A 24,738-nucleotide genomic window follows, 5' to 3' on the forward strand; every position below is an offset into this window, starting at 1 on the left:
GCCGTGAAGCCGATCCGTGTAACCGCTCCAGCGGTCAAGCCTGTCACTTTGGAAGAACTCAAGGAAGCTGCGCGGGTCGATTTCAACGATGATGATACGATATTGGGCGTCTATCTGGATGCTGCAATCGATCATTTGGACGGCTGGAGCGGCATTCTTGGTCGGGCGATAGTCAATCAGGACTGGAAGATTACCTCCGCTCTGTGGCCGTCTTTCGGCTTCGTGCTGCCGTTTGGCGATGTGTCCGCAGCTACGATCAAGTATGTCGATGTTTCCGGCGCAGAGCAGACGTTGCCGGACACTGATTATGAGATCGTGGAGACGGCTACCGGCGCGATGATCCGGTATCGGAGCACATTCGACCGTCCGGCGCTTTCCAGCGACACGTTAGAAGCGATCCAGATCACGTTCACCACTGGTTACGGTGCCGATGCCACGAGGGTTCCGCCGTCGATCAAGGTGGCGATCCTGCTTCTGGCCTGCCACTGGTATGAGAACCGGGAAGCAACAAGCGAGATCGATATTCGCAAGCTTCCTTTGGCAGTTGATGCCCTGATAACCCCGCACCGAAGGGTTCTGTTCTGATGGTAGACCGTCGCTCCGCAGGAAGCCTTTATTACAAGGTCGAGTGCCAGACCCGTCAAAAGATCGATGACGGCATGGGGAATGAAGTCACGGGAGACTGGCAGACCATTGCGACTGTGCGTGCTGGATATCGACACCTGCGCGGCGGCGAAACGGTCATAGCCTCCCGGCTTCAGAACAAACATCCCATGATTGTCACCGTTCGCCGGTCAAGCCAGACGCTCTTGATCAACAGTGAATGGCGCTTGGTTGATAGCCGTAATGGCCAGATTTTCAATGTTCGCGATGTCACTGAAGAGCTGGACCGACAGTACATTTCGTTCTTGGTAGAAAGAGGAGTTGCGACCTGATGGCCTGGGTACATTTCGTCAAAGACTTCAACTACATGAAGCCGTCTTTTACCATCGCTTACAAAGCTGGGATGACGCTCAACGTCAAAAAGGACTGCGCTGACGAGGCAATTGCCAAGGGGTGCGCCGAGGCAGTGAAAGCGCCGCGCAAAGGCGAGGAGCCTACCCATGGCGATGAAGGCGAGGATTAGAGGCCGAGAACGGCTTGCCCGCGAGCTTCGCGCCATAGCACCGGAGGCAGAAAAGGAAGCCGCTGAAGAGAAGCTGAAGGTGGCGCAGGAGGCGGCAAAGGCTATTGCTGCTCGCGCTCCAGTCGGGCCTTCAACCGATCCAGTGACGGGGGAGCCACGCGCTCCCGGCGCATACAGGGCGAGTATTCGTGGCGGGTACCAGAAAGACAATCCGAACGCTCAGCGTGGGCGAAATCAGCGACAGTCCAAAGACCCATACGCGGCAGCCGTCTTTGCAAACTATATCTGGCGCTTTCTCGAATTTGGCACCAAGCCGCACATGATGAAGAGCGGGATATTCGCTGGGAAAGAGCACCCTGGCACTGAGGCGCAGCTGCACGTATTCAGCGTTTGGCGCGAGATGAGGCCAAAGGCACGTCGAAAAATCAATGCTGCCGTATATCGAGCCATCAGGCGCGTGAGGGGTAAATAATGGCCTCGCTGAAGAACGAGATACAGAAGGCGCTATACGACCGTCTGACAGGCTATGCGCCGCTCAACGGCACGAAGGTTTATGACCTACCGCGAGCGGATACACCATTCCCGTACATCACCATTGGATACGCCGACATCAAACAGAGCGATGTGACCTGCAAAAGATCGTGGCGGGCGTACTTGCGAGTGGATGCGTGGTCGGAAAAGCCCGGATATCCAGAGGTGAACGACATTTCCGCAGGAATTGAGGACGCGCTTCACAACTACCCGTTGGTGCTTCCTAGCTATCGGCTGATCAGCATCAGCCACATCGGTACCGAGAACTTACGCGCACCGGATGGGATACTTTCCCACGCTGTTTGTGAGTTCGAAGCGTACATCGAGGCGATCTAACCGCCAATCCCAAACATCTGAGAGCAACTAACCCGGTTCGATAGTCGATCCGGCAATAGAGGAATATTACCCATGGCTGACGGACAGCAGATTGGCCGCCTTCTTCTCATCAAGATCGGTGACGGCAACACCACACCCGGCCCGGAAACCTTCAAGAACCTCTGCGGCCTTTCCACACGCAGTTTCAACATGTCGGCCAATGAGGTCGAAACCACTGTTACGAACTGCTTGAACCCAGCAGAAACACCGCAGCGGACAGCCGAACCAGGCATCAAGAACCGTACCTTCAACGGTCAGGGCCAGTTCATCGCCGGTGCCGACAATTCCGCATTCATTGAGCACGTCAATGATGCCACTAAGTTCAATGCACAGGTCGTTGTTCCGGGTCTCGGCACTTATACCGGTCCATGGTTCGTTTCTGAATTTGAGCTGACCGGCGAAATGGAAGGAAACTTGACTTTCAATGCAACTTTCGTTGCCGCCGATGTGCTCACCTTCGAAGCAGAGGTGTAAGAAATGGCTCTCGAAGTTAACGGAGCGCGTGGCGAAGTCCTCATCAATGTAGGCGGCGAGGAAGTGGTTATCGCCGCCACCATTGGCGGCCTTTCGATCCTTTCGACGCGCCTGGAATGCAAATCGCTTCACGATTTATACCTTCGCCTGTCGGGCGCGGAAATTGCTGCCACAAGCCTAGCAGTCACCGCATTGGCCGTTCGCGGAGATGCGGGCAAAGCCGTATCCAAGATGAAGTTGAAGCATCTCCCTGCAATTGCGGAAGGCATTGCAGAAGCACTGAAGCATCACTTCGATGATGACGATGAGGGAAACGGGGAAGCCGCCAAGACGGGGGAGTAGAAGCCTTCCCTTGGCGGCAGTGGCAATCTATTGCCTACGGTGCGCTCAGATGGACGCCGGAAACATTCTGGCGTTCCACCCTTACCGAACTCGTCATAGCGATTGACGGGTACTGCGAGGCGAAGGGCATCAAGAAGGAAACAGGGCCGACAAAAGCCCAGATGAATGAGCTTTTGGCCAAGTATGGGTAGCGCCCTGCGGGGCGCTTTTCTTATTCGCAACCTGAATTGGCTAGATAAACTTTTCGGCGGTCAACGATGTACCGAAACGGTTTGAACCCGACATATCCACCGAACTGATTTTTCGTGTTCACCTCACCACAGAACGAACCTTCGTGCTCTTCAGATGGACGAATGCGCCTAATTTGAGTGGAAACCGGATCGGTAAACTGATCGGCAACATCTGAAGCGATCTGTTCAGCCAATTTTGCATCAACATCCTTAGGTTCATCGACAATCACCTGCGCCGAAGCGGAGGCGGTCATCAAAAAGATGACTGCTATCGTTCTGTGCATTTCAATTTTCTCCCAACCCGTCCTTCGTGGCGGGTTTTCTTATAGGGCAAGACAACGATGGCTGGCAATCAGGACGATATTGTCATTGGCGTATCCCTTGATACGAAGACGATCAAGACTGGCGTCAACCGCGTTGTGGGCGATATCGACTACATCACTCAGGCCGCATCCCGAAGCTTTGACGCTTTGGGGAAGAAAATCGACAAGGCAATCCCGACCTCGGTTCAAACCCGTATTCAGAACATGGTCGGGATCGGTACGAAATCAGCCAAAGAATGGACCGGAGCGCTTGCGCAGCAGGGCGCGGAGCTTGATCGCCTTCGGACGAAGTACAATCCGGTTTTCGCTGCCGTGAAGCAGTATCAAGCGACGGTTATTGATATTCAGCAGGCGCATCGCCTCGGTGCTATCTCGACCCAGGAAATGACGGCGGCCATTCAGCGCGAGCGTAAAGCCACACTGGATAGCATTACCGCGATCAAGCAGCGGAATGGCGCTATTGCGTCGATGCGGTCTGCCAGCAATGGGCCGAGCCGTTATAACACTGCAAACATCGCTGCGCAGTTTCAGGATATCGCCGTCACGTCCGCTATGGGTATGTCGCCTATCCAGATCGCCTTGCAACAGGGAACCCAGCTTTCCGCCGTGTTCAATGAGATGGGGAAAGGGCGGGACGTTATTAAAGGCATCGGCGCTGCCTTCATGTCGATTGTAAGCCCTGTTTCATTGGCGACAATCGGTATTATTGCTGGTGGAACCGCGCTAGCTCAGTACATCATGTCCTTGAAGTCTGATCTCCCGACTGTGGATGAAGCACTAAAACGACATGCCGACATAGTGCAGGAGATAGGGAGGCGCTGGCCTGGGGCGACCGAGGGCATGGAGCGTTACATGCAGCAAAGTACTGCTGTAATGGAGAAAAACGCTCGTGAAAATCTGAAGGTATTCCAAAAGGCGTCAAAAGAGGCGCAGGAGGCATTCAGCACCGCTGTAAGCCTTAGCACGTCGATCACAGGTGGCGCGCCTACCCGGCTAGTCGATCAGCGTTTCAAGCCGTTTGAGGATGCGATCAATCGCTTGCGGGATAGCGTGAAATCAGGCCGCCCGGATTTTGATGCGTTTTATCGCCAGATAAACGAGATCGTTGCTACCGACCCGAAAAACCTTCAGGAGATAGGCGACAAGACCATTACGCTTGCTGAAGCGATGCAGGATGCCGATCAAAAGGTCAGGGCGGCCAAAGCGTCTATCGGCCTGATTGGGGCAGCCGCCGCCGCGCAAGTTCAGCAGATTAGCCAATTCACCGCCGCGATAAGGGAGCTTGCCGGTATTGGCCTGCCTCAATTGGATGAAAGAGGTCTGGCCGAACAGCAGTATAATATCGCCAAGAACCGGGCGACGGATAGAGAAGGGCGCGACGATGCCTACCGGGCGTATCAAGCTGCACTTGAACGCATCTACGATCAGGAGCGTCTTTCACGTCTACCTACTCCGGGCGAAAAGCCCAACCTTGAGAGCATTGCTCTTCCTAAGGAGAAAAAGTCATCCTCAGAGCGGCAGGCCCAACGTGACGCCAACGCCTACCGCGATCTGGTCAAGTCCGCTCAGGACCGTATCGACCAGCTTAAGCTTGAAGAGCAGTTAGTAGGCAAGACTGGCGTAGCAGCCGAGACCATGCGCATGAAGCTGGAGCTTCTTCAGCGGGCGCAGGACAAGGGGCGCAATGTCAGTGCTGCCCAACGGGCGGAAATCGAGAAACTCGCAGAGGCATATGGGAAAGCTGCTGAAAAAGTCGCGGCTATGTCGTTGGCCGAGGAGCTTCAGTTTGAACGCGCCCAGATGTTCCGCAGCCCGACAGAGCAGCGGGTTTACGGACAGTTGCGGAGCGCAGGGATAAATCCCGATAGCGATTACGGAAAAATGCTTGCGGGCCAAATCCGCCTTAATGAAAAGCTGGCGGAAGCAAAAGACCTTACGCTAGATTTCGCACAAGGCTTCACGCAAGACCTCATGAACGGCGTTTCTGCGATGGACGCCCTCGCTAATGCGGCTGGACGTCTTGCCGACAAGCTGATTGATATGGCACTCAACCAAGCCATTAATTCGCTGTTCCAAAACTTGGCCGGTGGGCTTGGTGGCTCCCCATTCGCGAATAGCGGTCAAGTGGCGAATGCCTTTGCCAGTGGCATAGGTGGGCTATGGGCAGACGGTGGGTACACAGGGCAGGGCGGCAAGTACGACCCGGCAGGCATAGTCCATAAGGGCGAGTATGTGGTTCCGAAGAACATCGTGGACCGTATCGGTGTGCCAAACATCCAGAGGATGTTTAGCGGCTATGCGGGTGGCGGCCTTGTCGGCGGCCCTCGTGTACCATCCATCCCCTCTGCTGCAAACGAGAATGGCAACGGCGGGATGCGCGTTGATGTAGGCGTCAGCGTCGATAATGACGGCAACCTTCAGGCTTACGTGAAGAACATCTCACAGCAAACAACGAAGCGAGGGATCAAGGCTTACGACAAGACCGGGCCTATTCGCCTGAGACGTGACAGCCAGAAAGCAAAGACCTGGGGAGTGGTATGAAGACCTTAATTAAGTCTCAGCGAATTATCCTCGAAGGTGAGGGCGAAGAAGCTCATTTGCACATCTTCGCTAAGCCTGTTGATTGTGATCGAGAATTTGAACGGTTGAAGAGAGCGCAGAAAAGAGATCAGACATGATCGATCTTGTTTCGACGGTTCGTTTCCAGCCGTCCTATCCCCAGCTTATCAGCCCGGTCAGCATGTCCAAATACGGCAACCGGGCTATTTCGTTCGTGGAATATGCCGATCCTTTTCGGACAATCGACATGGAAACCATACCAATGAGAGCTTCTGAGGCCGTTGCGCTTCAGGCTTTCATTGCATCAGCCCGTGGCGGGATAGAAACCATTGTCTATCGCCCAACGCACATCTGCATTCCTCAAGCCTATTGGGGCAATCCCGACGATCCACATATCACCGGTACCGCTTCACGTGGCACGGTGACGAACGGCTATCAGGTGCAGCTTACGAACGTCGTTCCCGGCCTGATACTGATGGCGGGTGATCTGATTTCATTCACGAGCGGCACCTATCGGCAGATGGCGCAAGTCACGGTTGGCGCAACGGCAGCAAGCACACATTTGACCGTTACGGTCGATCAGCCGATTGCCTCCTATATCGCGGCGGGTGCTGTTGTCAGGTTCAAGAAACCCGAACTGAATACCCGCCTTGTGCCGGGATCATTCCAGATGAGTAGGGGGCCGTTTCCGACTGCAACCTTCCAGTTGACGGAGGTTCCGCGCTAATGGCTTTCCCTACGCGATTGCAACAGTGCCTTACCGAAGGACGGATCATCGTCCGATCTATGGGTGATTTCATGTTCGGGACAGGTGCGTGGTATATGTGGAACGGCATGTCTGAACTGGTATGGAACGGGAATACCTATATTCCAAACCAGCTCATTTCGATTGAAGAGCCTGACTACCAGATGGGTTCGGACGCCGTTCCTTTCGTCATTACCATGCCGTCAGCGGCTGATTTCGGCGTGACGCCTGACAAGCTGGCCCAGATAGAAAGCTTGGATTACAAAAACCGCCTAGTGATCCTATACGACGCATATTTCGATCCCGATACGCGGGAACTTCTGCATGTCGAACCGATGCGGCGTGGGTTGATCGACACAATTGATCACGTCTTCGACGGCGACGGCTTCATGCTTCAGGCGAATGTCATTTCGCTTGCGCAGGAAAACCACCGTGACGGCTACCGAACAGCATCCCATGAAGATCAGCAACTGATCTCTCCCGGCGATAGGTTTTTCGAGTACGCCTCCACCGTCAAACGCGAAAACTTCCACATAACGGCACCGTAAATCATGAGACATCCAGAATGGGAAAAACGCCTCGTAGCAGTTACGGAGGCGCACCTAAACACGCCTATGGTTTGGGGGAAGTCTGATTGCGTACTGCTGGCCGCTGACGTGGTGGAGGCCGTTCGCGGCGATGATCCCGCGTCGGATATCCGAGGCAAGTACAAGAGCAATGCCGGTGCTTATCGCCTGATAAAACAGCGCGGCTTCAATACCGTGTCCGATGTTTTGTCCAGCCAATTTGAGGAAATCCCCGCAGCCATGGCGCAACGGGGCGATTTGGGCGTCTACGAGAACACCGCTGGGTACTTCTGCGAGTATGGGTTCGCCGTGAAAAGCGAAGACGGCTTGCGTTTCCTCCCGCGCACGATGGCTGAGAAGGCTTTCAAGGTTTCCTGATGAAATATTTGCTGGTTATCCTGTTTGCGCTGCTGGCAACGCCTGCGGCGGCGGACCCTATTACTCTTGTGGTCGGCGCTCTCAGCAGTGCAGGATCGTGGCTGTTCGGCGGGACTGTACTCGCGAATATCGTCTTAGGCGGCTTGGCCGCTGCGGCGAAGTACGTTCTGGGGTCGATATTCCAGCAAAAGCCGAAATCGCAGGCGTCAAAGACCGAGACGCAATATGGCGAAAACCTTGTCCGCGAAGTTGGCTTTGGCACGTTCGGAACGATGGGCCATCACGTTTACCGTAATGCCTTCGGCAAGGGCAACCGGATGGTGCAGGACGTCTATAAACTGTCGGATTTCCGCTGCCTTGAATTGCTCCGCGTGTCGATGGACGGCGAATGGAAGAACCTATCGCCGAACGAGGAAACCAAGTATGGCGACACGTGGGGCCGCAAGGTTCTCGGCGTGCATGAAGGCGGCGAAGTCTGGGTACGTTTTCATGCTGGCACGATGGATCAGGCGGCAGACCCGCAACTGATCGCTCATGCAAATCCGGCTGGACGCTGGACGCCTGCGCATCGTGGTGCTGGCTGTTGCTATGTCGTCGTCACTTCCCGCATGGAGGCAGACAATCTCACTGCACCACCTAGCCTGATGTTCGAGGTAAAGGGCGCGCCTGCCTACGATCCCCGCAAGGATACAACAGTCGGCGGGTCTGGCTCGCATCGTTGGTCTGATCAGAACACATGGGAATATACCGACAATCCAGCCGTCATAATGTACAACCTGGAAAGGGGCATCTACAACGGCACGGAAAGGATCGTCGGTCGCGGAGTAGCTGCGAGCCGTCTCCCGCTGTCGGAATGGTTCACCGCGATGAATATTTGCGATGAGACCATGCCGGACGGCAGTAAACGATACACTGCCGCTTTGATCGCTTCTTCTGGTGATGGAGTTACTCACGACAGCAATATGACACCTCTGCGAGAGGCATGTGCAGGATCGTGGATCGAAGGTGTAACCGGCGAGTATCCGATTGTTGGCGCTAATCAGGCCGTTGTTTTCACAATCACAGATGACGACATCAATTGGGAAAAACCGTTTACGCTGTCGCTGACGCGGCCCCGTGCCGAGTTGGTGAATACAGTTGCCGGTAGCTATGTCAGCCCCGATGCCTTCTATGAGACCGTTCCACTGGCAACGCGTATTGATGAAATCGCCTTGGCACAGGACCGCGAACGCTTGGCATCGAAAGTTGATTACACCGCTGTTGTAGATCATCGCGTTGGTGACCGGCTGGCAGATATTGCGATCCGGGCATCTCGTTATCAGGCGAACGGCCAGTTCACCATTCACCCGAAGTTTCTCGAACTGAAAGTAGGCTCGTGGGGTGTGTTCCAGTCGGAGCGCTATAACTTCACCAAGACGTTCCAAATCCAGTCGAAGGGCCTTGGACCGCTTGGTGAGGATGGCACTCGCGACGTAACTATTTCCGTGCAGGAAGTCGGAAACGGCATCTTTGATCCGACGGCATATGAAACCAACCCGCCTGTACCGATCCCGGTTGGCCCTCCCGACTATTTGGGCGAGGTGCAAGGTTTTTTCGCCATCCCGAACAAGGTCGTAGGCGATGACGGCGACGAACACCCCGGCATTCGCTTGCTGTGGGATGCGATTGACGACGTGACGGTTGCGGGTGTCGAGATACAGTACTGGCCTGATAATGACCCGACACAGGTCTTCAACGACTATGTGACCAAGGATGTTACCGTCTTCCAGATCGTGAACGGCCTGACCAGTCTGACAGAATGGTGGGTGCGCACACGCCTTCGGGTAGCTTCTGGGACGCGCCCTGTCGCTTGGGCGGCTGCGGTCATGGTGACCACACTGAATGCTCGCGGTGACGACAGTCCGGTCGATTATGGCCGTCTGAATGATGATCTAACCGGCCTCATCAACTGGATGACCGATGACCGGCGCGAGATTATTCGGCAAGCGCAGGAAAACGCCACCAAGACCGCTGACGGCATGCTGGCCGGTTATGCCGATAGCCGGTCATTGCGGCGGGAGCTTGCCAGCACCTACGGCAAAGCGAAAGCCTCGTGGTCTGAAGATATCTATGTGGCTACCGGGCCAAACAGCGCGATCGTGCAGCAGTTGACGCAACTCAACGCTGAGCTTGACGAAAAGGCTGACGCCAGCGTGGTGACGCTTCTGTCTACGCGAGTGGATAATGTCGAGGGTCAATACTCTGCCGTCGCAGATGCAATCACTGATGTGAACGCCTCGGTAGATGGCACTGTGGCAAACTCCGGCTGGCGTATGACATCGACGGTTGGTGCGGGCGGCACATCGGCCAGAATATCGGCCTATGCTCGCATCAATACCGGTGACACTTGGAAGCAGGCCGGTTGGTTTATCAACGTCACCCCGACGGGAAGCCAGTTCGTCGTCGTGTCGAACCAGTTTGCGATTGCCGATCCGAACAATGATGGAAGCTTCACCTATCCGTTCGTCGTGCAGAACGGGCAGGTCTACATTCAGAACGCCCGTCTCGGCACCCTGTATTTCGACGTGCTTCAGTCCAACAACGGCAAGATGATCATGCGCGGTTATGACAACTTAGCCGATCTGCGGATATTCACATGACCCAGACATTCATTGGCTACAAACCGGGGATCGGCCCGGTTCTGAAGTGTATGAAATATGACACTGACGATCCGCTAACACTGGCAAACACGGCGTATGACAGGTTCTTCTTCAATTCGGAGACGCAGAACCTGTCATATGTCTTTACGACAAACGCCTTTTATTATCGAGCTGCCGAAATATCCGCGCTACCGACTTCATTCAATATTTCGAATAATCTGGGTAACACGGTTATTACTGGCCGCTATGGTGAAGCGTCGACGTTTTATAACGTCACGACATACTACAAGATCGCAAGTGCCTATCCGAGTATAGGTTATGTTCCGCTGTCTGAATTCAGAATGGTTAATCTTTTGAATAACCGTGTTGAGTGCGGAAGCTTCTATAATAAGGTCTATGTAGCCGAAGGCGGCCATAGAATTGTTGATGCGCAACAATTCTATACAATCATGGGACGGTGCACAGGGTATATTTCTAACGAAACGACGATGCCGACTGTTTATGCAGGTCAGATTTCTAATACTGACAGCGGTCGTGTTGGCATCGGTGAATGGTTTGTTTGGGAAAGAAAGAACGTCTACAAGGACAATCGTGATCCCAATGCTTTCTTTCCTAACGTTTGGGACTTGCCAGCAGATAACAGCCCGATGCGTTCATATGGCTACGTCGCGGGTTTAGAGGGTTTTCGAGCAAATAGCAGCGAATTTATTCTGGCGCGTCCTGGCTTTGACGTGAATACCACTAATGAGTTTGGTACGATCATAAGCAGCCGCAACCGTTCCCCGGCGCTGTGCGTCATGAATGGAGTTCGTAATTCCATTCCTGTGAATGGCTCTGTCACCATATCGGCACCTCCCGGTGTAATCCTATCGCAGCGTGCTGTTGCCGATGTGATGTTTCGAGTTTCTGGGCAGACATGGTGCGTCCCAGGACTGCTATCCGATACGACTGAAGCCGGGAAATTTGTTGTCAGTTACGAAATATCAAACAACGCCGTTACCTTCTATAACTCTCATAAAGACGTCATCGATATCCGTTACGTGGTTTTCAACGTTGACGATTTCGGAACGTCAACGGGTGGCAATCAAGTGATGTTCCGCGGCAATGATGGGACGCGGGATTTCGTTCAAATCAAGAAGCCAGGTACTAGCGATCCAGCCAGCCGACCGAATGATATCCTGTTCGATAGTCGCTTCCCTCAATTTCAGATAATCGCTCAAGGGTATATCCCTGTCGGAGACTTCTCCAACAGCGCGACTTATGGCTCGAAAACCTATCGGCTGAACTTCAGCAACGCAGGTTTTGTACCGTTTCTTAAATACTCGATTGTGTTTCCAAATTGCGTGACCACGCCGATGCTACGATATGAGGTTGGCGTAGGTGCAGGTATGTCCAATATCGCTATGCGCGCTCATGTTTTCGATACGTACGTCGACTTCTTCTGTCAGCCTGACAGTGGGTGGTCTGACGCTTATGCGGATGGAAGCAGTTGGAAAACCGTAGACTATGGCACCCCGATACAGGGCGTCCGGTACTACATCTTCGGCATCGCCCAATAGCTGACTTTTCAGGAGTAAACCTATGGCTGTTCTGTCCGACTACACGTCGGGAACGATTTCGCTCGCCAATGGGTCAGTGACCGTTACCGGCACTGGGACACTGTTTGAAGTGACCCGCTTTGAGGAGGGCGACACTCTCCAAATCCAGAACCTGACGGCGGTCATCGCTAGTGTTGATAGTGATACCCAACTCACTCTTACTGAGCCGTGGACTGGCACGACCATTGTTGACGGCCCGTACCGTGCCCGACAGCTTGGCGATGGAAGTCGTGTATCTACACAAGCGGCAACAGTGATCGAACTGCTAGGTAACGGCGTGTTGACCAATCTGGCAGAACTAGGCGTCGAGGAAGGGAAAGCGCCTGTCGGCGGTCCAACGGGTGAGTATGAGCTTGTAGCCACGTCAACCTTCGGCATTCAAGACCCTAACGGCAGCCTTGGCAAGCTGGCGGCGTTGACGCTCGGTAATCGACAGATATTGCAGACTGATGGAGCGGGCGATCTGAAACAGGTTGCCTTGGCGGCGAATAAAGCGATTGCTACCGATGGCAATGGCGACATTTCACCTATTGACCTGGGCGCACTTGGTCGTGCTTTACTTGCGCTCGCCACCGGCACAAGTGCTCAATACGTACAGGGCGATGGAACCTTGCAGGCAAAGGCAGGGCTTCCTATCAGTACCGCGACACAGAATGCACTAGACGCAAAATTGGCGCTTGCGGGCGGAACGTTGACAGGGAATATCAATTTCCGCAGAGACGTTCCCATTACCCAATATCGGTCACCGAATGGCAATGTCGGATATGATCTGTATGGCAACATCTCAAATAGTGTCGATGGCGGTTTTGTAATCAGGCGTGTCCTGACAAATGCCGAGATATTGATTATAGGCGGCGTCACCATTGGTTCATATGATGTAAAAGTGACCGGGGCTATGCAGGTTACCGGAGTGCTCGCCAAGGGCAGCGGTACTTTCCTTATCGATCATCCAGTAGACCCGTACAACAGAAATCTCCGTCACGGCTTCGTTGAAGCGCCTCGTTATGATCTTATCTATCGTGGGACTGTGCCGCTCGTTAACGGTCGCGCCACGGTCGATATTGACGCCGCCAGCAAAATGACTTCCGGCACTTTCGCTGCTCTCACGACGAACGCTGTCGTTACCAGTCTGCAAAATCAGGACGGTTTTGCGCGTCTGAAGCCGGGACCGATCAGCGGCGGTTCGTTCGAAATCATTTGCGAGGATGAAGCCTGCACCGATGTTGTTTCGTGGGTCGTAATCGCAGAGCGCAACGATCCGTTCGTCAAGTCGGACCTTGATCCCAATACCGACAGCGATGGCCGTTTTGTGCCTGAATTCGAAAAGGAGGATGCGTGATGCCTGCAACAGAAAACGTCATAGATAGCGTTCGCGTCGGCAAAAAGGGATACCCGATGCATTATGCGGCTCTCGGTTTAGAACCGCCTATGAAGACAGTTCCTGTTGAAGGCGGCGAACCTCAAGCCAGTCATCCCGGCTTGACGCTGGCCGAATATGCCGCCGCCAAGCGATGGGAGCGTGAAGTCAGCGGAACCGTATGGAATGGCTGGCCGGTGCTGTCTGACCGTGAAAGCCAGAGCAAGATCATTGCTGAGGCTGTAGCAATCGAGAAGGGCGAACGTGTCGATGGTGACCCGTGGAAGTTTGCCGACGGCGAGTTTCGCCAACTGACGAATGAACAGATGGACGAACTTGCCGCAGCCGTTCGCCTTCATGTGCGAAAAAGCTACGGCATCGAGGCGCAAGTGCTGGCCGCAATCGAAGCCGGATCAATCACATCAGAAGCCCACATTGATGCGGCTTTCAACTCAGAACTTGTAGCCAATCCCTAACGTAGTGGCGTGTTGCTTGTATTTGGCCGACCATCCGTTGCCAATGTCATCTTTCCCCAGGTCGATGAAGCGATATTCAGCACGAGCAAACACGTGGTCGAAGATAGCCCAATCCGTTCCGACACCGATATTCCAGCCATTGCGCTCGAAAGAGTATGTGCTGTCATGATTGCCGAAAGCTGACGAACTTATGTTACCAGTCTCGTACCAAGCACGTGCGTATCCAGCGGTCACATATGGAAGAAGACGGCCAGCGGTATAACCGAGACGTCCATTAATCGAAACGGTAGCTCTGGAGCGCAGATCAAACCTGGATCGGCCTTCAGGATAAAATTCCCGTGTCCTGCTTTCCCCGGTTGCGTCTGAAAACGATGCCGAAACTTCCGGGCCGAAAACCCATGGGCCAGAAGTGAAGTTGTAGCCCACAAATCCGCCTCCGGTAAAACCTGATGACTTGCTACTCCAATAATCCACCGTGAACGGCCCGTCGTATTTCATATTCGACCATCTGGCCCCGACGCTTAACCCGCCGTAGATGCCTGACCAGTCGTAGTCTTCTGCAATAGCTGTATTTGCCCACGCGCTAGCGATCAGCGCGGCGAAAAGAATGCGCTTCATATCAAGTCTCCCCAAGCCTGTGAGCGGAGACTAATTCGAGAAAGTTAAATCTTCAACTGACAGTTAGCCGCCCACTGAGGCGGCTTTTTCTTTGCCGAAAGGGAAAACCAACGTTCCGGCTTTATGCGCCGGGATAGACCTTATGGTGATGATCGAGCCAAACGACATAGAAGCAGTCGTCAATCAGCAATCCAATAACACGACCGTCTTCATTCGCTGATATCGAGAACTGCCATGGCGTGTAGGCTTGGTACTGTTCGTTAAGATCAAAGCCATCCTTGCGAGACGTGCCATTCCAGTCAATCGGATGCGCTCTGATGGCGCTACTCCGGTTTGACGTGAATTCAGAAACCTTCCACGTGGACAGGTCCCTGAGACGGCTCATCAAAGCGCGGGTGTATCCATTCCGGAACACAGCCGGGCAGACCTCATCGTCTGAATGGTCGAATAGTTTGAACGAGAAGCGCATCAAATCTGCATCGGGCTTCTCTGCACGAATGCCACTATCCAGCGATTTTGTCAGGCGGGTTTTAGTTATCTTTGCCAAGGTTGCGATAGTATTCAGCGGTGGTCTTTTTGGAGATGTAATTATCGCAAGGCTCATCGTCCGGCAAATCGCCGCGAGCTTCAATCCAAGGAGTTTCCTTGTGGGTCATCCGTTCAAGAGCCACGGCTGTCTCGCTCCCGAAAATCTCAACGATTTCGTCTAGATGCGCTTTCAACTCGGGAGAAATCTCAGGTGTTTTTATCTCAGTGGTGATTGGCATCCACCGAAAATCTTTGAAGCGATGATACTGGCTGATAAGTACAGGACCGTGAACCCACGCCTTGAACTTCTCGCCAGTGATCTCACGATCATACAAAGCAAGGTGCCAAGCATCCGCGTAGAACATCATCTTCTGTAGTTTGAGCGGCGTGAGAATTTCTCCGCGCTCCCGCATCTCTGCAAGGAGATAGTCGGCCAACAGATCAGATGCGTTGTTAACCCCCGGTTCAAACATCGCAGTCTCCATCAACTGATCGGTGGGTAACACAAACCCCACGCATCGTAAATTCACATTTATCCACAGGTAATCCACAAAAGAGGAAATACAATGGCCAAGGGAACCTTTGCCAAAGCGATGCCGCATGTCTCAACACCAGACCTGTATTACGTGTATCGCCCGCTGCTCGATCTGATCGGGTTCACCGAAGGGACGGATAAGGGCGACGGTTATAATGAGACGCTTGGCTATGGCGGATACACCGGCGGCGATGTCGATCTGGTGAAAATGAGCCTGAAAGAGATTGATGATCTGCAAGGCAAGATGTTGGCGCACCCGAAGAACAAGCTGAATAGCTCGGCTCTCGGTCGGTATCAGATAGTCCGTACCACGCTTCGGACAATCAAGCGCACCCTGCAACTGTCGAACAATCTCCTGTTCAATGAGGCGTTGCAGGACCGATGCGCCTGTTACCTTCTCGGCGTTCGCGGGATCGACAAGTATCTGTCTGGCCGTCTGAAGGAAGACACGCTCATCAACAATCTGGCTCAGGAGTGGGCAAGCCTGCCTACGACGAAAGACGTTGGCTACTACGGCGGTCAGCGAGCGGCGGTTAAGTCGGCACGTGTCCGCGAGGTACTGGCAGAAGTCCGCAAGCGTCACGATCTGGCTCAGCCGAAAGAGATTGTTGCTGTGGAAGTGGACAAGCCAGTTGTCCCGCCGACCGTCGAAAAGGAAGTGAAGAAGAAGTTCAGCCTGGCTGGCTGGATTGGCTCAATCCTCTCCGGCGGCGGTATCGGTGCGCTCGGCCTTGCGGGCTTCGGCTGGCGTGAACTGCTCGTTATGGGCGGTCTTGCAATTGTCGTTCTACTCGGCGGTCTGGCGCTTCGTGGCTGGATCGTGAAGGCGATCAAAGACATCAAAGCTGAACTGGAAGCGTCATGATCTGGGCGCTCATTCCCTCATGGCTGAAATACTTGCTCGCTGCCCTTGTGGCGGCGTTTCTGCTTCTGGCGGGTGGGTATGTGGCCGGAAGGCTCTCAGGAACGGCCAGCACAGAAACCAAAATCGAAAGACAGAACAATGAAGCCACAGGCAAAGCGCTGGATGCTTCCCATTCTTATGATGAGTGCATTGACGCTGGCGGGGTGTGGACATTCAGGACCGGCAAATGTGAACGGCGTCCGTAATGTCCTCGGAACCGATCTGTTAGGCGCTCGTGGGGCAACCGAAGCGGATCAACGCAAGATCGACCGCACCATAGTGCGCGGTTGTGCAGGCGGCGTCTGGTCGAAAGACGAGTGCGCTATTCACGACAAGAAGTAATAGGGGCAGCTGGGCGGATGGAAGCAACGAACATGCCTGAAGAAAGCGATCTCCGGTCCCGTGTGGTCGGGCTTGAACATGCGACACAGTCGAACAATCAGCGGTTGACCATCCTGGAGACATGGCAGCGCCAGAGAGACATCGACAGCGCTCGCCATGATGAAAAGTGGGTTGCCATGGAAGCCCGTATCGATACCCGGTTCAATGGGCTGGAAAGTGCGAACAAGAGCATCCAGTCAACGCTATCGCGGATCATGTGGATTGTGGTTAGTGGCATCCTCGGAGCGGCTGTGACATTCATCATCAGCGGCGGTCTGAAGGCGATCTAAGCCTCACTCATCCGGGTCCGTTCCAGTCTCGCCCTGATGAATTGCGATAGCTGCCTCGACCATGGCCGTTGCAGCATCGGTCCTGTCCCAGCCTGCGGCCTCGGCTGCGTCCAACGCTTCGACAAGCTTCCCTGCAAGCGCCTCGTGCAAGTCCATATCCCGATCCGGGTAGTCGCCTTCGTGCTTTGGCTTGATCATTGTTCGCTCCCTTTACGAAGAGAATAGCGCGGTTATTTGCGCCGTCCAGTCAGAGCGTCTTCGCCTTCCTGCTTATGAGCGCGACAAAGCCAAAGCTGGCCGTTCGACAATTTATAGCCAAAGGTTCCCCATTCCTTGCAGCCTTTGGCGTCACACCAGTGTTCAAACAGCTTCCCGGCCTTTGCTACGTGTGCATTGTCGTTCTTATACCCGCTCATTTGTACCAGCTCTTTCTATCATTCCACGTATATGGTCGCTGAAACTCCAGCCGGTTGGTGTCACGAAGTTCTACAAACATCCTTTTCACAAGGCTTACGGCTTCTTCTTTGCTGTCGCACATGCCATAGGGAATGTCCTGAAAAGGGCTTCGAGAGCAAACCAAATTCCAGCGCCACGTTCCAGCGCTGGGGCCAAAATTGTTTCGCAGGATCCGGCAGAAGCTTCCCCAGTCCGTATAAGCAATGAAGTCACCGGGGCAAGTTTCACCCCCGACGACCGTTCGGCACCATTTAAGCTGCATCATTTCTCAGGCAGTCCGTAACTGATGAAGTTGCCCGCTTTGTTCCCGCACTTGCTGCAAACAAGCCGGGGCTCGATCTCTTCCAGCGTTACCCACTCTCCGAACCGGGCGGCCATAAGTGGCGCTGTCTTTTCCAGATAATGCCGACAACTCAAGCAGCTAAAGCGCACCACATTTCGCGGGCGCAGTTCTCGCAGTGGCGTTCGCATTTCACTTCACGAAGATTGTTGGTTTCCAGCCGCGTGCAAAGCCAATCGACATAGCCAGACTGGCATACTCGATTTCCTTGACGAGAAAATCCCGATCTTTCAGAAGTGCCTCAATCGCAGCCCGCACATCGCCCTTGTGGTAGGCGAGAACCAATTCAATTTCGTCTTCGTATTCATTTTCCTGCGCAACCGCATTCATTGTTCTGCTCCATTGAAGCAGACACACACGCCACCAAGCATGTCTGTGTGGTTATCGGGCCGCCTTCCGATGTTCTTATTCTGTTCACGGTCGGTTGGGAGAGTCAAATTGATTTTTCAGGGCCAGCTTTTAGACGACCCCAAAATTCCACAGGATGAGAAATCCGTGCAGAATCCGTGGAAAATGATAGAATCGGTGCGCAAGCTATTGTAAACACGCGCGCACCGAATCCCTTCACACGGGAGGGGTCACAGGTTCAATCCCTGTCACGCCCACCATTCACAGATATCCCATACTGATAAGGTCACTGAATCCGGCAATGATTGAATGTTGTGCCTCGTCATATGCTATCATAAGCGCATACCGACCGCAGACATGACCCGCCGTTTTCAAAGCATTATTCCGGCAAAAAAGAAGATGCTGAATCAGCAGTTCTAGGATAATGCTTCCCACAATTGAGAACTGTATGGACATAATCAGACAATGGAATGGATTCCTGTATTCTTCGTAGCGTTCAAGGTTATTGTGCTGGGCGTGGCCATGTTCTTCGCCATCAAGTGGCATTATGATGAAGACAAAAAGAAGAAAAACAACGAAATAAGTGGGACGTGAGCGCCTATCGTATTGCACGCAGCTATAGAGCCCGTCGCAGTGAGAAATGGCTTTTGGGAAGATGTTTCAACACGAATAGTTGAGGCGCGCTGATCGGATACAATCAGATCGAGACGCGCTCTAATCGCAGCAACGAAAAGCCCACCAAAGGGGGCAGCGGCGCTGATCCTTCATCGCGCTACTTCACCGGCTTTATCTGTGTCTCGATAGTGATGCGCTCACGCTAAGTCCCGTTGACGACCAATATCAGTTCCAGAACAGGTAACGGTCCTGCCAGACTACTCGGCACTGAGTTTCTATTTCTGCCGTGGATCGATGCGGAAATTCATCGTGTAGACGTTTGGCAATCGGATTTAGCGAAAGGGGCTTGGGCATAATCAATTCGGCCCGGTCGGCCTGGGCGCTGATAGCATTCAGCAACAAGACGTCTTCTGATCTCATCATGGAGAGTGTCCTTATGGTATTGGGCATAAGCCAGTATCAAAAAAAGCAGAGCTAGAGGGGCGGTTAAAACGGAGTTGTTGGAAACGCTCGATCTTTTCGCTTTTTAGCGTGTCTGCACAAAAAGCCGGGTCCCGTTTTGGGGGGCATGCTCAGGAAATGTTCGCAAAGGGATTGCCTGAAGGTCTGATAGCAAACCGCGCATATCAGCGAACCCAGTTTGAACCTGATCATGGCAATTCAATACGCCCAAAGGCAAATGAAAACATTTTGAAGCGAAGTGATGGAATGCGTTTCACAGTGGCATAATATGCCGATTGGACGCACGTATTGCGGCTTGGCGTGTTCGCCGACATTGGGAAAAAAGCGAAGAGGAGCATCCCAGTTGCCACCCTCTCTGCAACTACGGAAGCGAACGAAATACATGGTAATCAACTGAAGAAGATCGAGTTTCTATTGGTTTTGACTGTTGCGCCCGCTGTCCCAGTCGCAAATTTCAGGACCGTTCATATCTCCAAAGCAGGATGCACGCGGCAATCACCACTGCAGATGTCAACACGCCCATGACGATAGATAATAGAACCATTTTAATACCCCTGCTGCCTTCGTTATCTTTATGAAGCGGGAGAATGACCGAGGAAAATCACTTCGTCAGTTCCACAATGACGAATCAACATTCCATGCATTTGAATTGACTATTCGTTGAGGGCGCGCGGGTTGCCAGCGGCTGCTAAGCCTGCAAACCTTTTGTCATCCACGGCGTCAATCTGGATGTTTCAGCAAGTGTTGGAGTGGTCCCCGCACCGCTTGACGGTTCTACGCCACAATCCTTGGCCCGCAATGCCGACATTGCACTTTATGAAGCAAAGCGTAAAAGCCGCAACTGTTATAGTGTTTTCGGGTAAGCGGGAAAAATATATAATAAAAACATAATACTAGAGATATTTTCCATAAATTACATTAGCTGAAAAGCCCGGGCGGCGCGGTCCGGGCATTTGAGTTTTCAGGCTCAACATTCAGTCGAGGATGTAGCAGGCCTTAGCTTTGCCGCGCGCAGGATCGCCGAATGAGCTGTTGTCACATGGGACGCCATTACGGAAAACGTCTTCCGTGTATCGGCCATTTGCGCCGTAGCGGACACGCTTGCGACCGTAGAAATCGCAGAATTCACCTTCCCTCGCGCAACGGGTCCAGTCGCGGTCACGATCGGGACGACCGGGGCGATCGGGTCTGTCCCAGCGATCCTGGACGACGAAAGAGCAGCTTTTCTTTTTGCCAGGTGCAGGGTCACCGAAGACACGGTTGGAGCATCTGACCTGTGGGCGGTCGATAAAGCGCGACGTGTTTCGTCCGCCGGTGCCATAGACCACTTCCGCCGGGTAGGGCAGCTGGCAGATGCCATTCTCACTTGCGCAGCGTTGCAACTGGGCTGCGGACGCTTGTGTGACAAGCGGTGAAAAGACGGCCACCAAGCCGCCAACGCAAAGCGAAGCAACAGTAGTCTTGAGTGCAGGTATCATGATGGTCCCTCCGATATAGGTGAAATATGCTTTAGTTCTGGTATCTTGAACAGAGGATGAATGTGCCACACCCAATGGGAATTTTGCGTGGTGGTTAAAAATCCAAGGAGACAGAGTCGACAAACATTTCCCGCTCTGGTTTGGTTGTGGCAGGAATGAGGATAGGAAATGCGTCATCTACCTTTCAGTTTCAAATCGATTGTCGTTGTTCTGGCGGCCATGATTGCTGCCGGGTTGTATGTTGGCCACAAGACCAAGCAAGTGCGACAAACCTCGCTTGTTCAGCATATTGTACCCTCAGAGGCCGGAATATAATCCAGCGGCCATTCCTGAACCGCTTTATCTCCCGCAGTTTTCATGAAATGAGAGTGAAACACTCACGTTCACTTATCGGAAGGCTGCACCCATGCACGGCGAATACAAAGTCCACGGCGGAAAACTTGTCGTTGTCGATCTGGATGTTCGTGAAGGGCGTTTGATTGATGTGCAGGTGGCGGGGGACTTTTTCCTGGAGCCGGACGACGCGCTGGAGGACATCTGTAATGCTGTCGAAGGCCTCTCTGCAGACGCCTCGTCGGAGCAGATTGCTGACGCGGTGAGGGCAGGGCTGCGACCCGATGCCATGATGCTCGGTTTCAGCCCGGAAGCGGTTGCGATTGCCGTTCGACGCGCGCTGGGCGTTGCCCGCACATGGCGGGATTTTGAATGGCAGATTGTTGAAATGCCTGCTGTTTCGCCCGCTATGCATCTCGCGCTCGACGAGGTTCTGGCACAGGAAGTTGCAACGGGACGCCGCGCGCCGACTTTGCGCTTCTGGGAATGGGAACGCCCGGCGATCATCATCGGCGCGTTTCAGTCCCTGCGCAATGAAGTGGATATGGAAGCAACGCGGGAATTCGGCGTCGAGACTGTCCGACGTGTTACCGGCGGCGGAGCCATGTTTGTGGAGCCAGGCAGCACTATAACCTATTCGCTCTATGCGCCCGGAGAACTTGTCCGTGACATGAGCTTTGCTGATTCCTACGCATTTCTTGACGACTGGGTGCTGAAAGCACTCAATTCGCTTGGCATCGACGCCTTCTACAAGCCACTCAACGATATTTCGAGCTCCAAGGGCAAGATCGGCGGCGCAGCGCAAAAGCGCTTTTCCAAGGGAACAGTCCTTCACCACGTCACCATGGCCTATGACATGGATGCGGAAAAAATGGTGAAAGTCCTGCGAATCGGGCGCGAGAAGCTGAGCGACAAAGGAACGGCAAGTGCCGTCAAGCGTGTCGATCCTGTCCGCAGCCAAACGGGGCTGCCGCGCGAGGAAGTTATCAAGCGCATGAAGGATACCTTTGTATCACTGAATGGCGGTGTGAGCAGCAAGATCACCTCCGAAGAATATGCTGCGGCGGAAAAGCTGGTAGTCGAGAAATTCTCTACCGAGCAATGGTTGCGCAACATTCCGTAAGCGATCTGTCCGCTCTTCAATCCTGAAGCGGGGTGACTCGCCCGTGCCGTCGTGGCATAGGGTGGCCGCAACGCGACCGCTTTAGCTTCACTCCATCCAAAAAGTCCTCCCGTTCCATGATCCGCATCGACAATATCAGCAAGTCCAACAGCCATCGCATTCTCTTCATCGAGGCTTCCGCAGCTTTGAACCGCGGCGAAAAGATCGGCCTTGTGGGCCCCAATGGCGCGGGCAAGACAACCCTGTTTCGCATGATTACCGGCGATGAACAGCCCGATGAGGGGCAGATCTCCGTCGAAAAGGGGATGACGGTTGGCTATTTCGACCAAAACGTCGGCGAAATGGGCGGTCGTTCCGCTGTTGCGGAAGTGATGGAGGGGGCGGGCCCTGTCAGCGTGGTTGCGGCAGAACTCCGTGAACTGGAAGCGGCTATGGTCGATCCGGATCGTATGGACGAGATGGATGCGATCATCGAGCGCTACGGTGAAGTGCAGGCGCGCTATGAGGAGCTGGATGGCTATGGCTTGGATGGCCGCGCGCGCGAGGTTCTGGCGGGCCTCAGCTTCACGCAGGAAATGATGGACGGTGATGTCGGCAAGCTTTCCGGCGGTTGGAAAATGCGTGTTGCGCTGGCGCGTATTCTGCTGATGCGCCCTGATGTGATGCTTCTCGATGAACCGAGCAACCACCTTGATCTTGAAAGCCTCATCTGGCTGGAAGCATTCCTCAAAAACTATGATGGCGCGCTGCTGATGACTTCGCATGACCGCGAGTTCATGAACCGCATCGTGACCAAGATTATAGAAATCGACGGAGGCTCGCTCACGACCTACTCCGGTGATTATGCCTTCTATGAGGGCCAACGTGCGCTGAATGAAAAGCAGCAACAGGCCCAGTTTGAACGTCAGCAGGCCATGCTCGCCAAGGAAATCAAGTTTATCGAACGTTTCAAGGCCCGCGCTTCCCATGCTTCGCAGGTACAAAGTCGCGTAAAGAAGCTGGAAAAAATCGACCGCGTAGAGCCGCCGCGCCGACGCCAGACTGTCGCCTTCGACTTTGCTCCGGCACCGCGTTCTGGTGAGGATGTCGTGAGCCTGAAAGGCGTACACAAAGCCTATGGAAGTCGCACCATCTACGAGGGTTTTGACTTCATGGTTCGTCGCCGTGAACGCTGGTGTATCATGGGCATCAACGGCGCAGGAAAATCAACGTTGCTGAAACTGGTCGCAGGCGCTGCCGAGCCGGACAAAGGCAATGTCAATGTAGGCGCAAGCGTCAAGCTCGGCTATTTCGCGCAGCATGCGATGGACGTGCTCGACGGCGATGCAACGATACTGGAATGGCTGGAAGAGCGCTTTCCAAAAGCAGGGCAAGCACCGCTTCGCGCACTCGCTGGCTGCTTCGGATTTTCCGGTGACGATATCGAGAAAAAATGCCGCGTGCTTTCGGGCGGTGAGAAGGCGCGTCTTGTCATGGCGGCGATGCTGTTTGATCCGCCGAATTTCCTTGTTCTGGATGAACCGACCAACCACCTTGATCTCGACACAAAGGAAATGCTGATCAAGGCGCTTGCTGCCTATGAAGGCACAATGCTGTTTGTATCGCACGACCGCCGTTTTCTCGGTGCCTTGTCGAACCGCGTTCTGGAGTTGACGCCAGATGGCATTCATCAATATGGCGGTGGCTATACGGAATATGTGGAGCGCACGGGGCAGGAGGCCCCGGGATTGCGTTCGTAGCGCATGATTTCCGACAAAATTTGCGTCGCTTAGTAAAAATAAGCCATTGATGCACATGCGCGGTTCAGTTAGAAACGCGCATGAAAAGGCTTCGAGCCTGCCAGCAATGCACCCGTAGCTCAGCTGGATAGAGTGCTGCCCTCCGAAGGCAGAGGTCACAGGTTCGAATCCTGTCGGGTGCGCCATAAAAATCAAGTACTTAACGATATTAGGAATTTGGCCTAGGTAGCAAATAGGTAGCGCCGTAGCGGGTTTCGTCCGGGCTTTGCGGGCGAGTTCGCTTAGTCACGATCCGACTCAAAGCATTACAATTGGGGAGTCGGAAGCTGCGTTTGCGGCGCAAGGGCCTTCAAGCGTCTAGCCACGCCTGAGTCCTGTATGGTTGTACGCATGATGCGTAGAGCCATACCAACCTGAAGGCGGCATAGCCGTCCGAGTCTCGTATGGTCAACCGCATCATGCGGTAAGCCATATCAAACCTGCCCCACTTTCATTGCGGACGAGTCTCTTTAGCGTTCGTTGTTGCTTCAGTCATGTATGGCTTATCACATCATGTGATGGACCATACCAACCTTTACCCACGCTCATTTCTGATAAACCTTTAACGTTTGTTCTCGCGACAGGCCTGTATAGCCACCTTCCATTCGAAAGCGACCATACGAACCTGCCCCACTTTCTATTCGGACCAGTCTTTCCAACATTTGTCGTCTCGGGAGTCTTTGGGCCATACAATAACAAAATGTTAGCAGCCATATAAAGCTGATCGCGCGCTTCCTTGACCAAAGAGTTATCCGGATGAGCACGCGGTTCGAATCTCTCGACCATACAATACGCCTCGCGAATGGACCATATGAACCTGAAGGCCATTG

General features: G+C 53.7%; 31 protein-coding genes and 1 tRNA gene. 23 read left to right on the plus strand and 9 right to left on the minus strand.

Features of this window, described 5'->3' with window-relative positions:
- Nucleotides 1-3 precede the first annotated feature (3 nt).
- The 7 genes from FJQ48_RS15305 (at nucleotide 4) to FJQ48_RS15335 (ending at nucleotide 2,848) form a co-directional block, all read left to right on the plus strand.
- A complete protein-coding gene (locus FJQ48_RS15305; protein ID WP_139975837.1) occupies nucleotides 4-585 on the plus strand; it encodes a head-tail connector protein in 582 nt (193 codons plus the stop codon).
- A complete protein-coding gene (locus FJQ48_RS15310) occupies nucleotides 585-935 on the plus strand; it encodes a head-tail adaptor protein (protein ID WP_139975838.1) in 351 nt (116 codons plus the stop codon). Before FJQ48_RS15305 ends, FJQ48_RS15310 begins: the two co-directional genes overlap by 1 nt.
- Nucleotides 935-1,126 carry a hypothetical protein gene (locus tag FJQ48_RS15315; RefSeq protein WP_139975839.1) on the plus strand — a complete coding sequence of 64 codons (192 nt, stop codon included), beginning with the start codon at nucleotides 935-937 and terminating at the stop codon, nucleotides 1,124-1,126. Before FJQ48_RS15310 ends, FJQ48_RS15315 begins: the two co-directional genes overlap by 1 nt.
- Nucleotides 1,104-1,598: an HK97 gp10 family phage protein gene (locus FJQ48_RS15320; protein ID WP_139975840.1), complete on the plus strand. Its 495-nt coding sequence runs from the start codon at nucleotides 1,104-1,106 to the stop codon at nucleotides 1,596-1,598. The genes FJQ48_RS15315 and FJQ48_RS15320 overlap by 23 nt, the downstream gene beginning before the upstream one ends.
- Entirely contained in the window at nucleotides 1,598-1,993 is a 396-nt protein-coding gene (locus FJQ48_RS15325) for a DUF3168 domain-containing protein (RefSeq protein ID WP_139975841.1), read from the plus strand. The genes FJQ48_RS15320 and FJQ48_RS15325 overlap by 1 nt, the downstream gene beginning before the upstream one ends.
- Before the next feature lie 72 nt (nucleotides 1,994-2,065).
- Nucleotides 2,066-2,506, plus strand: a complete 441-nt coding sequence (locus FJQ48_RS15330) for a phage tail tube protein (protein ID WP_139975842.1) — start codon at nucleotides 2,066-2,068, stop codon at nucleotides 2,504-2,506.
- Nucleotides 2,507-2,509: 3 nt separating this feature from the next.
- Nucleotides 2,510-2,848 carry a hypothetical protein gene (locus tag FJQ48_RS15335; RefSeq protein WP_139975843.1) on the plus strand — a complete coding sequence of 113 codons (339 nt, stop codon included), beginning with the start codon at nucleotides 2,510-2,512 and terminating at the stop codon, nucleotides 2,846-2,848.
- A gap of 211 nt (nucleotides 2,849-3,059) precedes the next feature.
- Here the strand turns inward: FJQ48_RS15335 and FJQ48_RS15345 are convergent, their stop codons facing one another.
- Nucleotides 3,060-3,332: a hypothetical protein gene (locus tag FJQ48_RS15345; protein ID WP_139975844.1), complete on the minus strand. Its 273-nt coding sequence runs from the start codon at nucleotides 3,330-3,332 to the stop codon at nucleotides 3,060-3,062.
- A gap of 87 nt (nucleotides 3,333-3,419) precedes the next feature.
- Between FJQ48_RS15345 and FJQ48_RS15350 the strand changes: the two genes are divergently transcribed.
- The 8 genes from FJQ48_RS15350 (at nucleotide 3,420) to FJQ48_RS15385 (ending at nucleotide 13,719) form a co-directional block, all read left to right on the plus strand.
- Complete coding sequence (locus FJQ48_RS15350) at nucleotides 3,420-5,942, plus strand: phage tail length tape measure family protein (protein WP_139975845.1); 2,523 nt, start codon at nucleotides 3,420-3,422, stop codon at nucleotides 5,940-5,942.
- Nucleotides 5,943-6,075: 133 nt separating this feature from the next.
- Nucleotides 6,076-6,687, plus strand: a complete 612-nt coding sequence (locus FJQ48_RS15355; RefSeq protein ID WP_139975846.1) for a hypothetical protein — start codon at nucleotides 6,076-6,078, stop codon at nucleotides 6,685-6,687.
- Nucleotides 6,687-7,253 carry a hypothetical protein gene (locus FJQ48_RS15360; protein ID WP_139975847.1) on the plus strand — a complete coding sequence of 189 codons (567 nt, stop codon included), beginning with the start codon at nucleotides 6,687-6,689 and terminating at the stop codon, nucleotides 7,251-7,253. Before FJQ48_RS15355 ends, FJQ48_RS15360 begins: the two co-directional genes overlap by 1 nt.
- Nucleotides 7,254-7,256: 3 nt before the next feature.
- Complete coding sequence (locus FJQ48_RS15365; protein WP_139975848.1) at nucleotides 7,257-7,649, plus strand: hypothetical protein; 393 nt, start codon at nucleotides 7,257-7,259, stop codon at nucleotides 7,647-7,649.
- Nucleotides 7,649-10,288, plus strand: coding sequence for a DUF1983 domain-containing protein (locus FJQ48_RS15370; RefSeq protein ID WP_139975849.1), 2,640 nt, complete (start codon nucleotides 7,649-7,651; stop codon nucleotides 10,286-10,288). The genes FJQ48_RS15365 and FJQ48_RS15370 overlap by 1 nt, the downstream gene beginning before the upstream one ends.
- Entirely contained in the window at nucleotides 10,285-11,847 is a 1,563-nt protein-coding gene (locus tag FJQ48_RS15375) for a hypothetical protein (RefSeq protein WP_139975850.1), read from the plus strand. The genes FJQ48_RS15370 and FJQ48_RS15375 overlap by 4 nt, the downstream gene beginning before the upstream one ends.
- A 22-nt stretch (nucleotides 11,848-11,869) precedes the next feature.
- Nucleotides 11,870-13,225, plus strand: coding sequence for a hypothetical protein (locus FJQ48_RS22765; protein ID WP_247870393.1), 1,356 nt, complete (start codon nucleotides 11,870-11,872; stop codon nucleotides 13,223-13,225).
- Nucleotides 13,225-13,719, plus strand: a complete 495-nt coding sequence (locus tag FJQ48_RS15385) for a DUF4376 domain-containing protein (RefSeq protein ID WP_139975851.1) — start codon at nucleotides 13,225-13,227, stop codon at nucleotides 13,717-13,719. The genes FJQ48_RS22765 and FJQ48_RS15385 overlap by 1 nt, the downstream gene beginning before the upstream one ends.
- On the opposite strand, the gene FJQ48_RS15390 is transcribed toward FJQ48_RS15385, so the two are convergent.
- The 3 genes from FJQ48_RS15390 to FJQ48_RS15400 form a co-directional block, all read right to left on the minus strand.
- A complete protein-coding gene (locus FJQ48_RS15390) occupies nucleotides 13,696-14,337 on the minus strand; it encodes an outer membrane protein (RefSeq protein ID WP_139975852.1) in 642 nt (213 codons plus the stop codon). The genes FJQ48_RS15385 and FJQ48_RS15390 overlap by 24 nt on opposite strands.
- Nucleotides 14,338-14,458: 121 nt before the next feature.
- Nucleotides 14,459-14,884: a hypothetical protein gene (locus FJQ48_RS22585; protein ID WP_210236263.1), complete on the minus strand. Its 426-nt coding sequence runs from the start codon at nucleotides 14,882-14,884 to the stop codon at nucleotides 14,459-14,461.
- Complete coding sequence (locus FJQ48_RS15400) at nucleotides 14,868-15,338, minus strand: type II toxin-antitoxin system antitoxin SocA domain-containing protein (protein ID WP_139975853.1); 471 nt, start codon at nucleotides 15,336-15,338, stop codon at nucleotides 14,868-14,870. The genes FJQ48_RS22585 and FJQ48_RS15400 overlap by 17 nt, the downstream gene beginning before the upstream one ends.
- Before the next feature lie 93 nt (nucleotides 15,339-15,431).
- Here FJQ48_RS15400 and FJQ48_RS15405 point away from each other — a divergent pair, with 93 nt between their 5' ends.
- The 3 genes from FJQ48_RS15405 (at nucleotide 15,432) to FJQ48_RS15420 (ending at nucleotide 16,975) form a co-directional block, all read left to right on the plus strand.
- Nucleotides 15,432-16,265, plus strand: a complete 834-nt coding sequence (locus FJQ48_RS15405; RefSeq protein WP_139975854.1) for a hypothetical protein — start codon at nucleotides 15,432-15,434, stop codon at nucleotides 16,263-16,265.
- Between the two features lie 138 nt (nucleotides 16,266-16,403).
- Entirely contained in the window at nucleotides 16,404-16,646 is a 243-nt protein-coding gene (locus FJQ48_RS15415; protein WP_139975856.1) for a hypothetical protein, read from the plus strand.
- 32 nt (nucleotides 16,647-16,678) lie between these two features.
- Nucleotides 16,679-16,975, plus strand: a complete 297-nt coding sequence (locus FJQ48_RS15420; RefSeq protein WP_139975857.1) for a hypothetical protein — start codon at nucleotides 16,679-16,681, stop codon at nucleotides 16,973-16,975.
- Nucleotides 16,976-16,978: 3 nt separating this feature from the next.
- On the opposite strand, the gene FJQ48_RS15425 is transcribed toward FJQ48_RS15420, so the two are convergent.
- The 3 genes from FJQ48_RS15425 to FJQ48_RS15440 all read right to left on the minus strand — a co-directional run bounded on the left by FJQ48_RS15425 (nucleotide 16,979) and on the right by FJQ48_RS15440 (nucleotide 18,101).
- Complete coding sequence (locus FJQ48_RS15425; protein ID WP_139975858.1) at nucleotides 16,979-17,173, minus strand: hypothetical protein; 195 nt, start codon at nucleotides 17,171-17,173, stop codon at nucleotides 16,979-16,981.
- Between the two features lie 32 nt (nucleotides 17,174-17,205).
- On the minus strand, nucleotides 17,206-17,391 hold the full coding sequence (locus tag FJQ48_RS15430) for a hypothetical protein (protein WP_139975859.1): 186 nt from the start codon (nucleotides 17,389-17,391) through the stop codon (nucleotides 17,206-17,208).
- Between the two features lie 512 nt (nucleotides 17,392-17,903).
- A complete protein-coding gene (locus tag FJQ48_RS15440) occupies nucleotides 17,904-18,101 on the minus strand; it encodes a CUE domain-containing protein (protein WP_139975860.1) in 198 nt (65 codons plus the stop codon).
- A gap of 483 nt (nucleotides 18,102-18,584) precedes the next feature.
- On the opposite strand from FJQ48_RS15440, the gene FJQ48_RS22865 reads away from it, so the two are divergent.
- A complete protein-coding gene (locus FJQ48_RS22865) occupies nucleotides 18,585-18,713 on the plus strand; it encodes a hypothetical protein (RefSeq protein ID WP_273792553.1) in 129 nt (42 codons plus the stop codon).
- A 246-nt stretch (nucleotides 18,714-18,959) separates the two neighbouring features.
- On the opposite strand, the gene FJQ48_RS22590 is transcribed toward FJQ48_RS22865, so the two are convergent.
- Nucleotides 18,960-19,157 (minus strand): hypothetical protein, encoded by a 198-nt coding sequence (locus FJQ48_RS22590; RefSeq protein WP_139975861.1) that lies wholly within the window; start codon nucleotides 19,155-19,157, stop codon nucleotides 18,960-18,962.
- Nucleotides 19,158-19,906: 749 nt separating this feature from the next.
- Here FJQ48_RS22590 and FJQ48_RS15450 point away from each other — a divergent pair.
- Nucleotides 19,907-20,059, plus strand: coding sequence for a diguanylate cyclase (locus FJQ48_RS15450; RefSeq protein ID WP_139976310.1), 153 nt, complete (start codon nucleotides 19,907-19,909; stop codon nucleotides 20,057-20,059).
- A gap of 111 nt (nucleotides 20,060-20,170) precedes the next feature.
- On the opposite strand, the gene FJQ48_RS15455 is transcribed toward FJQ48_RS15450, so the two are convergent.
- On the minus strand, nucleotides 20,171-20,674 hold the full coding sequence (locus FJQ48_RS15455; RefSeq protein ID WP_139975862.1) for a hypothetical protein: 504 nt from the start codon (nucleotides 20,672-20,674) through the stop codon (nucleotides 20,171-20,173).
- A gap of 406 nt (nucleotides 20,675-21,080) precedes the next feature.
- Between FJQ48_RS15455 and FJQ48_RS15460 the strand changes: the two genes are divergently transcribed.
- The 3 genes from FJQ48_RS15460 (at nucleotide 21,081) to FJQ48_RS15470 (ending at nucleotide 24,054) form a co-directional block, all read left to right on the plus strand.
- Complete coding sequence (locus FJQ48_RS15460; protein WP_139975863.1) at nucleotides 21,081-22,130, plus strand: biotin/lipoate A/B protein ligase family protein; 1,050 nt, start codon at nucleotides 21,081-21,083, stop codon at nucleotides 22,128-22,130.
- 116 nt (nucleotides 22,131-22,246) lie between these two features.
- Entirely contained in the window at nucleotides 22,247-23,869 is a 1,623-nt protein-coding gene (locus FJQ48_RS15465) for an ABC-F family ATP-binding cassette domain-containing protein (RefSeq protein ID WP_139975864.1), read from the plus strand.
- A 108-nt stretch (nucleotides 23,870-23,977) separates the two neighbouring features.
- A tRNA-Arg gene (locus tag FJQ48_RS15470) sits at nucleotides 23,978-24,054 on the plus strand.
- Nucleotides 24,055-24,738: the final 684 nt, after the last annotated feature.

This window comes from Ochrobactrum sp. CGA5, assembly GCF_006345815.1.
GTDB lineage: Bacteria > Pseudomonadota > Alphaproteobacteria > Rhizobiales > Rhizobiaceae > Brucella.